The organism is Sinomonas gamaensis (assembly GCF_005876955.1).
Lineage (GTDB): Bacteria > Actinomycetota > Actinomycetes > Actinomycetales > Micrococcaceae > Sinomonas > Sinomonas gamaensis.
In genome coordinates this window covers 79,422-93,150 of sequence record NZ_SSCL01000011.1, presented here as the reverse complement: position 1 = coordinate 93,150, position 13,729 = coordinate 79,422, and the positions used below count along the sequence as shown (strand labels likewise).

The 13,729-nt window shown below is 68.4% G+C and carries 13 protein-coding genes; 9 read left to right on the top strand and 4 right to left on the bottom strand.

Going from position 1 to position 13,729, the window contains the following annotated elements; translation table 11 throughout:
- Nucleotides 1–26 precede the first annotated feature (26 nt).
- The gene (locus E5679_RS14760) at nucleotides 27–1,478 is read left to right on the top strand and encodes an amidase (RefSeq protein ID WP_138417198.1); all 1,452 of its coding nucleotides are present in this window, start codon (nucleotides 27–29) and stop codon (nucleotides 1,476–1,478) included.
- On the opposite strand, the gene E5679_RS14755 is transcribed toward E5679_RS14760, so the two are convergent.
- Nucleotides 1,453–2,139, bottom strand: a complete 687-nt coding sequence (locus E5679_RS14755) for a DUF4190 domain-containing protein (protein WP_138417196.1) — start codon at nucleotides 2,137–2,139, stop codon at nucleotides 1,453–1,455. The genes E5679_RS14760 and E5679_RS14755 overlap by 26 nt on opposite strands.
- Nucleotides 2,140–2,261: 122 nt before the next feature.
- Between E5679_RS14755 and E5679_RS14750 the strand changes: the two genes are divergently transcribed.
- The 5 genes from E5679_RS14750 to E5679_RS14730 all read left to right on the top strand — a co-directional run bounded on the left by E5679_RS14750 (nucleotide 2,262) and on the right by E5679_RS14730 (nucleotide 7,445).
- Nucleotides 2,262–3,293, top strand: coding sequence for a M4 family metallopeptidase (locus tag E5679_RS14750; protein WP_138417194.1), 1,032 nt, complete (start codon nucleotides 2,262–2,264; stop codon nucleotides 3,291–3,293).
- A 28-nt stretch (nucleotides 3,294–3,321) separates the two neighbouring features.
- A complete protein-coding gene (locus E5679_RS14745; protein WP_138417192.1) occupies nucleotides 3,322–3,612 on the top strand; it encodes a protealysin inhibitor emfourin in 291 nt (96 codons plus the stop codon).
- A 99-nt stretch (nucleotides 3,613–3,711) separates the two neighbouring features.
- Complete coding sequence (gene pgm / locus E5679_RS14740) at nucleotides 3,712–5,367, top strand: phosphoglucomutase (alpha-D-glucose-1,6-bisphosphate-dependent) (protein ID WP_138417190.1); 1,656 nt, start codon at nucleotides 3,712–3,714, stop codon at nucleotides 5,365–5,367.
- 99 nt (nucleotides 5,368–5,466) lie between these two features.
- Entirely contained in the window at nucleotides 5,467–5,928 is a 462-nt protein-coding gene (locus E5679_RS14735) for a MarR family winged helix-turn-helix transcriptional regulator (RefSeq protein WP_138417188.1), read from the top strand.
- The gene (locus tag E5679_RS14730) at nucleotides 5,925–7,445 is read left to right on the top strand and encodes an MFS transporter (RefSeq protein WP_138417185.1); all 1,521 of its coding nucleotides are present in this window, start codon (nucleotides 5,925–5,927) and stop codon (nucleotides 7,443–7,445) included. The genes E5679_RS14735 and E5679_RS14730 overlap by 4 nt, the downstream gene beginning before the upstream one ends.
- An 83-nt stretch (nucleotides 7,446–7,528) precedes the next feature.
- Here E5679_RS14730 and E5679_RS14725 read toward each other — a convergent pair whose 3' ends face one another.
- Complete coding sequence (locus tag E5679_RS14725) at nucleotides 7,529–8,134, bottom strand: malonic semialdehyde reductase (RefSeq protein WP_138417183.1); 606 nt, start codon at nucleotides 8,132–8,134, stop codon at nucleotides 7,529–7,531.
- Between the two features lie 190 nt (nucleotides 8,135–8,324).
- Here E5679_RS14725 and E5679_RS14720 point away from each other — a divergent pair, with 190 nt between their 5' ends.
- Together E5679_RS14720 and E5679_RS14715 are read left to right on the top strand one after the other, a co-directional pair.
- Nucleotides 8,325–9,617, top strand: a complete 1,293-nt coding sequence (locus E5679_RS14720; protein ID WP_138417181.1) for a uracil-xanthine permease family protein — start codon at nucleotides 8,325–8,327, stop codon at nucleotides 9,615–9,617.
- A 70-nt stretch (nucleotides 9,618–9,687) separates the two neighbouring features.
- On the top strand, nucleotides 9,688–11,124 hold the full coding sequence (locus tag E5679_RS14715; protein WP_138417179.1) for an amino acid permease: 1,437 nt from the start codon (nucleotides 9,688–9,690) through the stop codon (nucleotides 11,122–11,124).
- 18 nt (nucleotides 11,125–11,142) lie between these two features.
- Here the strand turns inward: E5679_RS14715 and E5679_RS14710 are convergent, their stop codons facing one another.
- Nucleotides 11,143–12,258 (bottom strand): glycerate kinase, encoded by a 1,116-nt coding sequence (locus tag E5679_RS14710; protein ID WP_138417177.1) that lies wholly within the window; start codon nucleotides 12,256–12,258, stop codon nucleotides 11,143–11,145.
- 52 nt (nucleotides 12,259–12,310) lie between these two features.
- Here E5679_RS14710 and E5679_RS14705 point away from each other — a divergent pair, with 52 nt between their 5' ends.
- Nucleotides 12,311–12,901 carry a TMEM175 family protein gene (locus E5679_RS14705; protein WP_138417175.1) on the top strand — a complete coding sequence of 197 codons (591 nt, stop codon included), beginning with the start codon at nucleotides 12,311–12,313 and terminating at the stop codon, nucleotides 12,899–12,901.
- Between the two features lie 70 nt (nucleotides 12,902–12,971).
- Here E5679_RS14705 and E5679_RS14700 read toward each other — a convergent pair whose 3' ends face one another.
- A complete protein-coding gene (locus E5679_RS14700) occupies nucleotides 12,972–13,709 on the bottom strand; it encodes a glycerophosphodiester phosphodiesterase family protein (RefSeq protein WP_138417314.1) in 738 nt (245 codons plus the stop codon).
- Between the last annotated feature and the right edge of the window lie 20 nt (nucleotides 13,710–13,729).

Sequence of the window (13,729 nt, the reverse complement as noted above, 5' to 3'; positions counted from 1 at the left end):
CCGCGACGGGCGCCGGGAGGAGACGGATGGACGACGGCGTAGCCCGCCTTTCCGCGCGCGGGCTCCGCGATGCTCTGCGCACCGGCGAACTCTCGGCTCGCGACGCCGTCGGCCATTGCCTCGAGGCGATCGAAGCCTCGAATCGCCGTCTCGGGGCGTTCGTGACGGTGACCGCCGAAGCGGCGCTCGAAGCGGCAGCGGCCGCCGACGAGACGCACGCCGCAGCCCGCCGGAACGGCACGCTCGACACGCTCCCCGCCTTGCACGGCGTCCCGACCGCCTTCAAGGACCTTCACGACATCGCCGGCGTGCCCACGACGCACGGCAGCGCGGCCATCGACCATCCACCCGCCTCGAGCGACGGCCCGGTCGTGGCCCTGCTCCGAGCCGCCGGGATGATCTCCCTCGGGAAGACCCAGGTCCCCGAGTTCGGACTCACGGCCTACTCCGAGAACCGGGTTGCCGGGCCATCCAGGAATCCGCATGCACTTGCACTGAGCTCCGGCGGGTCCTCGGGAGGTTCGGCGGCGGCGGTGGCGGCAGGACTAATCCCGGTTGCACCCGGAAGCGACGGCGGAGGCTCCATCAGGATTCCCGCTGCGGCGTGCGGGCTCGTCGGGCTGAAACCGGGCCGCGGCCTGATCCCGGCCGGTGAGAGCACGGGGGATCCGGCACGGCTCGTCGTCTCCGGCCCCCTTGCACGGTCGGCAGAGGATGCGGCGCTCCTGCTCGACGCGCTCCTCGGGCGAAGTGCGAGCAGCGATCGGCGGGCAGGGCACTCCGGCCGCCACTCGGCGTCGTACCTCGACGCCCTCCAGGGCGAGCCGCGCCGGCTCAGGATCGGCGTCACCCTCTCCAGCCCATGGGAACAGCGCTATCGAGTAGCACCCGAACCTGAAGCACTCGCTGCGCTGGACGCAGCCGCCGAACGTCTGGCTGCGGCGGGCCACCTCGTCGCCGAGGCCGAGATCCGCTACGACAACCGCTACCCGGATGCGTTCACGGCCGCGTGGACTGCCGGGGTCGGAAGCCTGAGGATCAGGCCCGAGCGGGAGCCGCTTCTCACGCCTCTCACCCGCGCGTTCCGGCGCCGGGCCCAGCAGCGGAGCCGAGCCAAGCTCGACGAGGCACTCGCCTTCCTGCGCCGCTTCGAACGCGACACCGTGGCCCAGTATCGGCCTTGGGACGTCATGCTCATGCCCGCCCTTGCACAGACGCCCCGGCCCATCGGCTGGTTTTCCGGACAGGAGTGGGAGGCGACCGCGGACCACGACTACGCGCGGCAATGCGAGTTCGCGCCGTGGTCGTCGATGGTGAACGTCTGCGGCCTTCCCGCTGTGTCGGTTCCGACTCTGTGGACCGGCCTCGGGGTGCCCATGGGCGTGCAGCTCGTGGGGCCGATGGGCTCGGAGGCCCTGCTCCTCCAGCTCGCGCGGCTGCTCGAAGAGCCGGCTAGTACCCGTAGGGAGATCGGCTGACCGACGCGATCGCGATCACGAAGAAGGCGATCACCACCACGGTGATGAGCAGGCCGACGTAGCCCATGACCAGCCCCGCGATGGCGAACCCGCGGCCAGCCGGTTCCCGGGCCAGGCCGAGATGGCCGAGCACCACCGCGGCAATCTGCGGCAGCAGGAAGAAGCCGAAGCCCACGAGGGCCGCGATCCCGCAGACCATCGAGGCGATGCTGAGGCCTTTGGGCTCGGGCTGGATGTAGGAATAAGGCTGCGGGTACCCGTACGAGGGCTGCGGGTAGCTGGGCTGGGAGTATTCGGGCTGGCTGTACGGGGCTTGGCCGTAGGCCGGTTGGCCATAGGCAGATTGGCCATAGGCAGATTGGCCGTACGGGCCTTGGGCGTAGGGGTTGCCGGCTGCGGTGGGCGGGGCGGCCGAGGCGCCAGGCGAGGTCGGCGCCTGGGGAACCGGAGGAATCGGGCGGGTTGAGTGCCGGGACTCAGGCTGGATCGGCTCGGTGGGCGGGGCGGCCGAGGCGCCAGGCGAGGTCGGCGCCTGGGGAACCGGAGGAATCGGGCGGGTTGAGTGCCGGGACTCAGGCTGGATCGGCTCGGTGGGCTGATCTCCCTGATGCTTGTTCCACTCCGGCACGCCCTGCTCGCGATCGTCGTGCACGTCCGCCATGTCCCCTCGCTCCCCAACGATCTGTTCCGAACAGGTGCCTCACTCGGCGCCGCCTCCAGCCTACTCGCGCCCCGCGGCCAAGGCCCCCAAGAAATGTCGGTGGGGGTCAATACCGTGAGTTCATGGTGAGACAAGGAGTCATCCCGCCCTATCTTCTCGAGCGGATCGCTGGCGCTGCGCCGCGAGAGGCCTCACGGGAAGCCCGTCTGACGCTGGTGGCGGACCAGCGGCTGCGCGTCGCCAGGACCTTGGAGGCCGACGACGGAGCTCGGCCAGGCGGGCGGGGAGGACTTCACCGCGAAATCAGCGACGCGGGAGGTTCCGAGGATCTGCCGGGGCGCCTCGTGCGCAAAGAGGGCCAGGACACCGTCGATGACGTCGACGTCAACCGTGCCTACGACGGGCTTGGGGCCACCTATGGCTTCCTCGACGACGCCTTCGGGCGATCGAGCCTGGACGGCGACGGTCTGGCGCTTGAGGGCACGGTCCACTTCGGGTCCGCGTACGACAACGCCTTCTGGGACGGCTCCCGCATGGTCTTCGGGGACGGGGACCGGAAGGTGTTCAATTCCTTCACGTCATCCCTCAGCGTCATCGCGCACGAGCTCGGCCACGGCCTTCTCCAATACACCACCAATCTTGCCTACGAAGGCCAGTCGGGCGCGCTCAACGAGAGCTTCGCGGACGTGGTGGGAGTCATGGTGGAGCAGCACGCGCTCGGGCAGACGGTCCACGAGGCCACGTGGCTCATCGGAGAGGGCATCTTCGCTCCCGGCATTCAGGGCGCGGGCATCCGGTCGCTCGCTGCACCCGGGACCGCCTACGACGACCCGATCCTCGGGAAGGACCCGCAGCCGAGCCGCATGGACGGGTTTGTGCGGACCCGTGAGGACAACGGGGGCGTCCACATGAACTCCGGGATTCCCAATCATGCCTTCTACCTCGCTGCCACCGAGTTGGGGGGCCACGCGTGGGAGCGTGTCGGCCGAGTGTGGTTCGAGACGGTGGCCGGAGGGAAGCTGGACGATCGCGTCGACTTCGTGGGGTTTGCCCGCGAGACTGTTGTCACGGCAAGGCGGCTGTTCGGCTTGCACTCCGATGAGGAGGCGGCCATCGGAACTGCCTGGCGGACTGTGGGGGTGGGTGCCCAGTAGGCGGCAGGAATAGGCAGGGGGTATCGGCGTGAGGGTCAGTGTCTCGCGCTCCGGCGGCGTCACAGGGATTCCCCGGAGGGCCGCGGTCGAATTCGTGATGCGAGGCGAGCGATCGCCATCCGACAACGAATGGGCTGGCCTCTACCGAGCGGCGCGCAGCCAGACCGACCAGCTCCAGCGGGATTCGGGAAACGGGCTCGCGCGGGACGCCTTCCAATGGACCGTTCAGCTCGGACGCCAACGTCTCGAGGTGCCGGATTCGACGCTGACGGGCCCCCTCCGCCAGCTGGCGGAGAGAGTCCTCGCAGAAGGCGGGTGACGCCGTCGTCCGCTCTCTGACGGCGCCTGAATCTCGTCACCACGGGAAATCTTCATGTCCGCGCCACCCAGCGTTCCTCTTCTCTGCCAAGCTATGGGCATGGCTAACCGAGCGGGCACCGTAGCCCTTCCCAGTGACCTCGTCGACATCACGGCCCTCCTGGACGCCTACTACGACGTCTCGCCCGACCTCAACGACCCGGGTCAACGCGTTGCGTTCGGCACGTCGGGCCACCGGGGGTCGAGCTTGAAGGGCTCCTTCAACGAGAAGCACATCGCCGCCATCACCCAGGCGATCGTCGAGTACCGGGCCGGGCAGGGAATCCGGGGGCCTCTGTTCCTCGCGAAGGACACGCACGGGCTCAGCGAGCCAGCCACGAACACCGCGCTCGAGGTCCTCGGAGCCAACGGCGTGACCGTCCTCATCGACGCCCGCCACGGTTACACCCCCACGCCCGCCCTCAGCCACGCGATCCTCAAGTACAACGCGGGCCGGTCGGAGGACGACCCGGCACGAGCGGACGGCATCGTCGTCACTCCCAGCCACAATCCGCCCGCCGACGGCGGCTTCAAGTACAACCCGCCGCATGGCGGCCCGGCGGACACCGATGCGACCAGCTGGATCGCGAACCGCGCCAACGAACTCCTCGAGGCCAACCTCAGCGGCGTGAAGCGGGTGCAGCTTCAGGAAACCCTCAACGCGGACACCACGGGACAGTACGACTTCCTCTCGAACTACGTCGACGACCTCCCGCTCGTCCTGAACATTGCTGCTATCCGTGATGCGGGAGTCCGTATCGGGGCGGACCCCATGGGCGGGGCATCTGTGGACTACTGGGGCGAGATCGGCGAACGCCACCACCTCAACCTCACCGTGGTGAACCCGACGGTCGACCCGCAGTGGGCCTTCATGACGCTCGACTGGGACGAGAAGATCCGCATGGACTGCTCCTCGCCATTCGCCATGGCGGGCCTCATCACGAAGGTCAACTCGGGCGACACGAAGTTCGACATCGCCACGGGGAACGACGCGGACGCGGACCGGCACGGCATCGTCACACCGGATGCCGGACTGATGAACCCCAACCACTACCTTTCGGTGGCCATCGACTACCTCTACCGCAATCGTTCCGGATGGCGTCAGGACGCGGTGGTCGGCAAGACGCTCGTGAGCTCGTCGATGATCGACCGGGTCGCTGAGGGGCTGGGCCGAAAGCTGGTTGAAGTTCCGGTCGGCTTCAAGTGGTTCGTCCCCGGCCTGTTGAGCGGCGAGGGAGCGTTCGGCGGCGAGGAGAGCGCGGGCGCGAGCTTCGTCAAGCAGGACGGCGGGGTCTGGACCACCGATAAGGACGGCATCCTGCTGTGCCTCCTCGCGTCCGAGATCCAGGCTGTGACCGGCCAAAGCCCCTCCCAGCGCTACGCGGACCTCGCCGCGAAGTACGGGTCGCCGTCGTACGCCCGCATCGATGCAGCGGCGACCCGGGAGCAGAAGGCCAAGCTAGGCAAGCTCTCGGCCTCGGACGTGACCGCCACGGAACTCGCCGGCGAGCCGATCACGGCGAAGCTCACGGAGGCTCCCGGCAACGGCGCGAAGATCGGAGGTCTCAAAGTGACCACCGAGAATGCCTGGTTTGCGGCGCGGCCCTCGGGCACCGAGGACGTCTACAAGATCTACGCCGAGTCCTTCAAGGGCGAGGAACACCTCAAGCAGGTCCAGTCCGAGGCGAAGGCCCTCGTCGACTCGGTCATTTCCTGACTTCCCGTTGCGCCGTCACGTCCGCCGGGTCCACACCCAGCAGACGTGACGGCGCAACGAGATTTACTTAGCAAGGGTAATGAGCTATGCTAAGTATCAATGCCTTCAGCTGACACTTCCCCCGACCTCAACCTCACCGCACCCGACCTCGGCGAACTCGCCGTTGAGCTGCGCGTCGCGATCATGCGAACGTCGCGTGTGCTCCGCAATCAGGCGGGAAGCGACGTCGTCACGCCCGGCCAGACCACGGTGCTCGCCCTGCTGGCCAAGCACGGTCCCCAGACGATGCGGCAGCTCGCCGACGCCGAGCGGGTCCAAGCCCCGAGCATGACCCGGACGGTCAATGCGCTGTCCGCCCAGAACCTTGTTGAACGCACGGACAGCCCGAGCGATGGACGCCAGGTCGTCGTGGCACTCACGGCTGCAGGCCGCGAGGTGCTCGAGGAGTCCAGACGACTTCGGTCGGCCTGGCTGGCCGAGCGGCTCCATGACCTTTCCGACGCAGATCGGGCCATCATGCACCGCGCCTCCGAGATCCTCTTGGAGATGACGGCCCGATGAGTGCCATGTTCAGTGCCCTCCGCCATCCCAACTACCGTCTGTGGGCCGCCGGCGCCCTCGTCTCCAACGTTGGCACCTGGATGCAGCGCGTCGCCCAGGACTGGCTCGTGCTGACCCAGTTGACGCAGCACGACGGCGCCGCCGTCGGCATCACCACGGGGCTCCAATTCCTTCCCATCCTCGTTCTGGGCCCGTATGCCGGGGTTCTCGGGGACCGGCTCGACAAGCGCAAGCTGCTCATCGCGACCCAGTCCGCCATGGGGCTGCTGGCACTCCTGCAGGGCGTGCTCGTCCTGACGGGGACCGTCCAGCTGTGGCAGATCTATGCGATCGCCCTCGGCCTCGGCGTAGCGAGCGCGTTCGACGCTCCCCCGCGGCAAGCCTTCGTCTCGGAGCTCGTGGGGCGTCAGGACATCCCCAACGCCGTGGCCCTCAACAGCGCGTCCTTCAACCTCGCGCGCCTCGCGGGCCCCGGCGTGGCCGGCCTGCTCATCGGAGTCATCGGAACCGGATGGGTGTTCCTCCTGAACGCGGCATCCTTTGCCGGCGTTCTCCTGTCCCTGGCAAAACTGCGAACCGAGCTCCTGCATCGAAGCCCGCGCGTGCCGCGGGGCAAGCACCAGATCATCGAAGGCATGCGGTACGTCCGCACCCAGCCGAGGATCGTCCTGATCCTCGCGATGGCCGGCCTTGTGGGGATGTTCACGCTCAACTTCCAGGTCACGAACGCGCTCATGGCCGCGGATGTCTTCCATGCGGGACCGGACGCCTATGGCCTTCTGGGATCCGTCATGGCCGTGGGCACGCTCGCCGGGGCGCTCCTGGCCGCCCGTCGCAAGAAGCCGCGTATGACGCTTCTCGTGGCGGCCGCCATCCTGCTCGGTGTCGCGAGCGTCGTCGCCGCAACCATGCCCAGTTACTTCTGGTTCGCTGTCATGCTCATGTTCGTCGGGCTTTCGTCGATCACGTTCCTCAACCTCTGCAACACCATCGTTCAGCTGGGGACGGACGCGCAGTACAGGGGCCGAGTCCTCGCGCTCTACATGGCGGTGATCCAAGGCGGAACGCCCATCGGCGCACCCCTCATCGGCTGGGTTGCGAACACTGCGGGAGCGCGCTGGTCGATCCTCATCGGAGGGCTCGCGGCCCTGGCTGCTGGCCTGCTCGGCGTCATCGCGCTCACCCGCTGGGGCGAGGGGTCCTTCCGCGACCAGGTGCGTGCGGTCTGGGCGGCCCGACGCCTCGAGGCTGCCAGAACGGGCGACGGCGCCCCCGCGCCTCTTGCTTCGACCGAGCCTCAGGCTGCCCTCACCGCTGGAATGGCAGTTGGCGTACCCGAGACAGTTGGCGTACCCGAGACTGGGGCAGTTGGCGTACCCGAGACGGAAGGGGTGCGGGTGAAGGCCTGCAGCCGTGCGGACGCGCGGCCCAAGACCGGGTCCATCAGCCGCGTCGCGACCGGCAGCCTGCCCCGGGTAGCGCCGCGACGGCCCACGGAACCCCTTCGCGAGGGCTGAGCGAAGAACCCATCAACGGCACGGCCCCCGCTGCCAGGCAGGCAGCGGGGGCCGTTTCGTTTCGGGGTAAGCCGACTATCGGGTCAGAGGGTCTCGACGACGTCCTCGTACGCGAACTTCGTCTTGGCCGGCCCGAAGGCGTCGACACCGGGACGGCCGATGTTCACCACGAGGAAGCTCTTGCGGCCGCCCTCGGGGAAGAAATCGGCGTCGATGGCGTCGAAGTTGGCTCCGGTCATCGGGCCAGCGGCAAAACCGAGGGAACGAACCGCAAGGATGAAGTAACCCGCCTGGAGGTGCGCGTTGTCACGGCCGGTGCCGTAGCGGAGGGACTCATCGTTGTCGAACATGGCCTTGGCGCGCAGGGCGACGGGAAGGAACTCGTCCCACTTCTCGTGCCACTCGGTGTCGAACGCGAGGACGGCGACGAGCGGGGCGTTCCGCGTCTTCTCCTGATTGCCCGGCATCATGTGGGCCACGAGACGCTCGCGCGCTTCCGGAGACCGCACGTACGTGATGCGAAGGGGCTGGTTGTTGAAGGCCGTAGGGCCGAACTTCGTGAGCTCGTAAATCGCCTGCGCCTGCTCGTCGGTCACTTCGCCGGTGAACGAATTGGCGGTGCGGGCTTCAACGAACAGGGCGTCGACGGCGGCGGCGTCCAGCGCGGCTTCCTCATGGGCGATGCTCATGCTGATCTCCTTCTGCGGGGTTTCGGAACCGCGGCTCGGGTGAGCCGCGCTCTCCCCCGTGCTAACCGCAGGCCGTACGCTGGCCTTCCAGAATCCGCGGTGACGTTGGCCACATAGCCCCTGCCGCCCGTCGTCGTACGCCCAAGTAATATTTCTCTCTGGCATCCACCCCCTCCCGGAAGGCGACCCCATGAGCATGCTCGGAACGCGCTGGAAACTGCACGGTGACGGCCGTTCCGTTCGCCCCGGCGAGGTCGTTGCACCGCAGGAGCGGCTCGTGTGGCCGCTGACCGTCGGGATCGGCCTCCAGCACGTCGTGGCCATGTTCGGTGCAACCTTCCTGGTTCCGATCCTCACGCACATGCCGCCGGCGACCACGCTGTTCTTCTCGGGGATCGGAACCCTCCTCTTCCTCGTGGTCACGCAGGGCCGCGTGCCGAGCTACCTCGGCTCGTCGTTCGCGTTCATCGCGCCGATCCTCGCCTCGCAGCAGCAGTTCGGCGTCGCAGGCGCCCTCGGCGGCGTGGTTGTGGCGGGAATCGTGCTCGCACTGGTGGGAGCGGTCGTCCAGGCGTTCGGGGCACACTGGATCAACATCGTCATGCCGCCAGTGGTGACGGGAACGATCGTTGCGCTGATCGGCCTCAATCTCGCACCAGCCGCGAAGCAGAACTTCATTGCCGCGCCGGTCACCGCATTTGTGACGCTGCTGGCCATCATCCTGGTGAGCGTGCTGTTCCGCGGCATCCTCGGACGTCTCAGCATCCTGGTGGGCGTGGTCGTCGGCTACCTCGTGGCGGTCGCCCGGGGAGAGGTCAACTTCTCCAACGTTGATTCCGCGGCGTGGATCGGCCTCCCGCAGTTCCAGACGCCGCAGTTCCATGTGGGCGTGCTGGGGCTGTTCGTCCCCGTGGTGCTCGTGCTCGTCGCCGAGAACGTGGGCCACGTGAAGAGCGTCTCGGCCATGACGGGGCAGAATCTCGACGGCGTCGCCGGCCGCGCGCTCATCGCCGACGGCGCCGCGACCGTTCTCGCCGGCTTCGGAGGCGGATCCGGAACCACGACCTACGCCGAGAACATCGGGGTCATGGCCGCGACAAAGGTGTATTCGACCGCCGCCTATTGGGTCGCCGGACTCTGCGCGCTCCTGCTCAGCTTCTCCCCGAAGTTCGGCGAGCTCGTCGCCACCGTCCCCCCGGGCGTGCTCGGGGGTGCCGCAACCATGCTGTACGGCATGATCGGCGTGCTCGGCGTCAAGATCTGGGTCCAGGGGCGGGTCAACTTCTCGAACCAGATCAACATCACGACGGCGGCCGTCGCCCTGATCGTGGGCATCGCCGACTACACATGGAACGTCGGGCAGCTGAGCTTCGCGGGCATCGCGCTCGGGTCCGCTGCCGCGCTGCTCGTCTACCACGGGATGACAGCGCTCGCCCGCTGGCGGGGAACCGTCCGCGAGCCGGAGACCGAGCGGGTGGAGTAGGGCTGGCCCAGGCGTAGACTGGCGCGCGTCCACTGGCCCACCCGAGCTTCGACCAAAGCAGGAGGTCCCGATGACGCGTTCGAACCAGTCCATCCTCCGACGGAAGCCCATCGGCGACATCGAGGAGGAGCAGGGCGTTGGCCACCTCTCCAGATCGCTCGGCCTCTGGCAGCTGACGGCCATCGGAGTCGGCGGCATCATCGGGGCCGGAATCTTCTCGCTGGCCGGCGCAGTGGCCAACAAGACGGCCGGTCCGGCCGTGCTCATCTCGTTCCTCGTGGCGGGGGTCGCCAGCGCCGCGGCGGCACTCTCGTACGCCGAATTCGCTGGGATGATCCCCAAAGCAGGCTCGGCGTACACCTACGGCTACGCTTCCCTCGGCGAAATCGTGGGCTGGTTCATCGGCTGGGACCTGCTCCTCGAGTACACGGCGATCGTCGCCGTCGTCGCCATCGGCATCTCGGGATACTTCGGCTTCCTCGTGAGCCAGCTCGGCGTGGACCTGCCCGCCTGGATGCTCGGCGCGCCGGGCACAGGGCCGGGACACGTCGTGGACGTCTTCGCGATCATCCTCTGTCTGCTCACCGCCTGGATCCTCACCCGGGGCATCCGGAGCACGGGCCGCTTCGAGCTGGTGATCGTCGCGCTCAAGGTGCTGCTCGTCGTCGTCATCGTGGTGCTCGGCGTCTTCCACATCAACAGCTCGAACTACACGCCATACTTCCCGTTCGGCTTCGGCGGGGTCATGACCGGCGCAGCGACCGTGTTCTTCGCCGTGTTCGGCTACGACGCGATGAGCACCGCCGCCGAGGAGTCGCGCGACGCGACAAAGCACATGCCGAAGGCGATCCTCTACTCGCTCGCCATTGCCATGGCGCTGTACGTCCTCGCGACCCTCGTGCTCACCGGGATGCAGAAGTACACCGAGATCGACCCGAAGTCGGGCTTCTCGAGCGCCTTCGCCGCGGCCGGGCTGCCCGCGGTCGCCAACGTGATTGCCGTCGGCGCGATCATTTCGATCCTGACCGTCATGCTCACGTTCATGCTCGGCGTCACTCGCGTCTGGTTCTCCATGAGCCGCGACGGGCTCCTGCCCAAGTGGTTCGCCAAGACCCATCCCGAGCGCCATGTGCCCACGCGCGTCACCTGGATCGTGGGCGTAGGGTCCGCGATCCTCGCTGGCGTGCTGCCGATCACTACCGTCGCCGAGCTCACGAACATCGGCATCCTCTCGGCGTTCGTGGTGGTGTGCGTCGCCGTCATCGTGCTCCGCTACCGCAGCCCGGAGATCCCGCGGTCATTCCGAACCCCATGGATGCCAGTGGTCCCCGCGATCGGCGTCCTGTTCTCGCTGTGGCTCATCATCTCCCTCCCCTGGGAGACCTGGCTGCGGTTCGCCGTGTGGCTCGTGGTGGGCCTTGCGATCTACTTCGGCTACTCCCGCCGGAATTCCCTGCTGAACCCGGACAGCCCGCGGCACACGACGGCGGGCGAGCGCGCCGGGTGAGAGGTGGCCGCGCGCCGGTCAGGCGCCCGCGAGGAGCTCCGCCACCGCATGCCGGACATAGGCGGCACCCTCGGCGATGGCCTCGGCCGGGCTCGGCGCGAGGTCCACGAGCGCTCCCGCGACCTCGATCCCGTGCTCGGCGAGCTCGTTCGGCGTCGCGAGGATGCGGCCTGCGACGGCGACGACGGGAATGCCACGGTCGCGCGCGCGGTCCGCGAGCGCGATCGGCGCCTTCCCCGTGAGCGACTGCCCGTCGAGGGACCCTTCGCCGGTGATGACGAGATCTGCGCCGTCGAGCTGGGCGTCGAGGCCCACGAGGTCGGCCACCAGGTCGAAGCCGCTTTCGAGCTCAGCATCCGTGAAGGCGAGGAAGGCCGCGGGGAAGCCGCCGGCCGCGCCGGAGCCGGGGACGTCGACGTCGCGCCCTGTCGCCTCGGCGAGGACCCGCGCCCAGGTGCGGAGACCGGCGTCGAGCACCTGGACCGTCTCGGCGTCGGCTCCCTTCTGCGGCCCGAAGACGTGGGCGGCGCCCTCGGGTCCTGAGAGCGGATTGCGGACGTCGACGGCGATGCGGAACCTCGTGCGGGCCAGACGTGGGTCGAGCGCTGTGGTGTCGACGGCGACGATGTCCCCGAGCGAGGCGCCCCCGAGGGGCACGACGTTCCCGGCGGCGTCGAGCGGCGAAAGGCCCAGGGCGCGGAGGGCTCCCGAACCGCCGTCGGTCATCGCCGAGCCCCCGAGCCCGAGGACGATCTCTGTCGCTCCGGCATCGAGCGCGGCAGCGATGAGCTGGCCCGCGCCGTAGGAATGCGCCCGGGCGGACAGCTCAGGCGTGGGCTCACCGTCGAGGAGGGCGAGGCCGGAAGCCTGCGCGGTCTCGATGACGGCTGTCGTCCCCTTGATGGCCCACGACGCGCCTACCGGGCGGAGGATGGGACCGACGACGGCGTTGTTCCGCTCCTCGAACCCGGCAGCGACGGCCGCTTCGAGAGTGCCCTCCCCGCCGTCGGCAATCGGCACGCGCGTGATCTGCGCGTCCGGGTAGACGCTCAGGGCACCTTCGGCGATCGCGTCGGCTGCCTCGGCCGCGGTGAGGGAGCCCTTGAACTTGTCGGGGGCGATCAGAATGCGCATTCCACTATCCTGCCAGCCACGACCCATGCGTGCTGAGTGTTTCAATTAGCGCGTGGAGACCAACCGCGTCGAGGCCTTCAGCGACGGCGTCCTGGCCATCGCCATCACGATCATGGTGCTCGAGCTCAAGACACCCGACACTGCCGACCTTCATGGACTAGCAGAGATCGCGCCGACTCTGCTGACGTACCTGCTGAGCTTCGTGTACATCGGCATCTACTGGACCAACCACCACCACCTCATGCACTTGAGCGATCGCGTCACGGGCGGGGCACTTTGGGCCAACCTCAACCTGCTGTTCTGGCTTTCGGTGGTTCCCTTCACCACCCGGTGGATGGACGAGAGCAGCCTGAGCCCGCTTCCCGTGCTCGTCTACGGGATCAATCTGCTGGCCGCGGCCGTCTCCTACACGATCCTCCAGACCCGGCTGATCCGGATCCAGGGCGCGGACAGCCGGCTCGGCAGAGCCATCCGCAACGACGCGAAGGGCAAGTGGTCCATGGCGCTCTATGTGGTCGGCTGCATCGGCGCGTATGTGTCCGTGTGGATCAGCGTCGCGGCCTATGTTGCGGTGGCCGCCATGTGGATCATCCCAGACCGGCGGCTTGAGCGGGCCGTGGCGGACTCTGGCGAGGACGACTGAGCGTTCCAATTGGGAAAACACCATGGGACAGGAGCGCAGGCACGGCGAGCGCGGCGCACGCGAAGGGACGTCAGCGCGGCGGCCACTCCCCGCGGGCCTCGAGCACGCCACGCAGGAGATCGGCTCGGTCGCTCACGATCCCGTCGACTCCCACATCGAGCAGTCGGCGCATGTCCGCCGGCTCGTTGACGGTCCACACGTGCACCTGCCGGCCCAGGGCGTGGGCCCGATCGAGGAAACGCGGCGTCACCACGCGAACCCGGCCCCGACGCTCGGGCACTTGGAAGCAGTCCACGTCATGCAGCGCGCGCCGCAGCACCGCGGCGGACGCGGGGGCACCCACGGCGAGCAGCGCCGTCGTCCGCATCCCCGCCGAGGACGCGACACGGCGCGAAAGCCGCGTGAGGACGGCCCGGCGCCGGGCGTCGGAGAATGAGGCGACCAGGATCCGGTCGTGGAGCTGCAGCCGTTCGACCACCGCGACGAGCGGATCGACCGCCTCGACCGTCTTGACGTCGACGTTGAAGCAGGCCTCAGGCAATTCCTCGGCGAGCTCCTCGAAGCGGAGCACCCGCTCGCCCTCGCCGACGCGCGCCTCCGCGACAGCGGACCAGGGAAGGGCGGCGATGGGACCGGATCGGTCTGTCACACGATCGAGGGTGTCGTCGTGGAAGGCGACCAGCACGCCGTCCGCCGTCGCATGGACGTCCGTCTCGAGATGCGTGAAGCCCAGATCCCACGCGGCGCGGAACGCCGTGAGCGTATTCTCGAGCCCTGCGAGCGAGAAGCCGCGGTGAGCGAAGGCCATCGGCGCTGGTCGGAGGTAGC